Genomic DNA, 1,036 nt, shown 5'->3' with positions numbered 1-1,036 from the left:
CGCGCGGCCGGCGTGCCCGGGCGGGCCCGGCCGGGCGGGGTGTGCGGGGTGCGGGGCGGGCTGCTGTTCGGCAAAAGGGGTCACCTCCGTTGGCCGTACCCCTTCAAACGTTCCCCGGCTTCCGCGACTTGTGCCTCGGTGAGCAGGGACGGGGTCAGGCCCGGCACCGACGACGCCGCCAGCCACAGGCGGCACATCCACTCCAGCTGGGCGGTGCGGTCGTAGGCCTGGTCGAGGGTGGCGCCGTAGGTGACCGTGCCGTGGTTGCGCAGCAGGCAGCCGGAGCGGCCGGCGAGGGCGCGGAGCATGTTCCCGGCCAGCTCGTCGGTGCCGTAGGGGGCGTAGGGAGCGACCCGTACGGGACCGCCGAGGGCGGCGGTCATGTAGTGGACCGGCGGCAGCTCGGGAACGAGTGTGGAGACCGCGGTGGCGTGCACGGCGTGGGTGTGGACGACCGCGCGGGCGTCGGTGGTCCGGTAGACGGCGAGGTGCACGGGCAGCTCGCTGGTCGGCACGAGGGTGCCGAGCACCTGGCGGCCGGTGAGGTCGACGCCGGTGACGTCGGCGGGGGCGAGCCGGTCGTAGGGCACGCCCGAGGGGGTGACCAGCACGAGGTCGCCGAGGCGGGCGGAGACGTTGCCGGAGGTGCCGACCACCAGTCCGTCGGCGACGGTCCGCCGCGCCGTGGCGACCACCTGTGCCCAGAGCCGCGCCACGTCCTCCCCCGCATCCGGCCCCGCGCCCCGGCGCACGCCCTCCCCCTCGGTCCGCCGGCCGCCCTGTCCTTCGTCCGGTCGCCCGTCTCTCGCGTTCCGTCGCGGTTCAGCCATGCGGTGATCCTGCCAGCCGGAGGGACGGGGAGCGGGCGGGCCGGCGGGTCCGGGCCGGAAACCGTGGGGCCGAACGGGGGGATTTAGGGGTGAAACGCCTGAAATCGCCCATAATTCCGTGATCGGCGGACCTTGAATGACTGCCTCCTGCCCACCCCACGAGCGCCGCCGCCCGCGAGGGCCGTCGCGCCCGTCGTCCGCCACCC

Annotated in this window: 1 protein-coding gene; it reads right to left on the bottom strand. The window is 75.2% G+C overall.

From position 1 onward, the window contains the following. Window positions 1-80: 80 nt before the first annotated feature. Window positions 81-830, bottom strand: a complete 750-nt coding sequence (locus tag H5J33_RS36355; RefSeq protein ID WP_181798934.1) for a class II aldolase/adducin family protein — start codon at window positions 828-830, stop codon at window positions 81-83. Between the last annotated feature and the right edge of the window lie 206 nt (window positions 831-1,036).

The organism is Streptomyces sp. WELS2, assembly GCF_013870595.1.
GTDB lineage: Bacteria > Actinomycetota > Actinomycetes > Streptomycetales > Streptomycetaceae > Streptomyces.
This window is presented reverse-complemented; position numbering and strand designations above follow the sequence as displayed.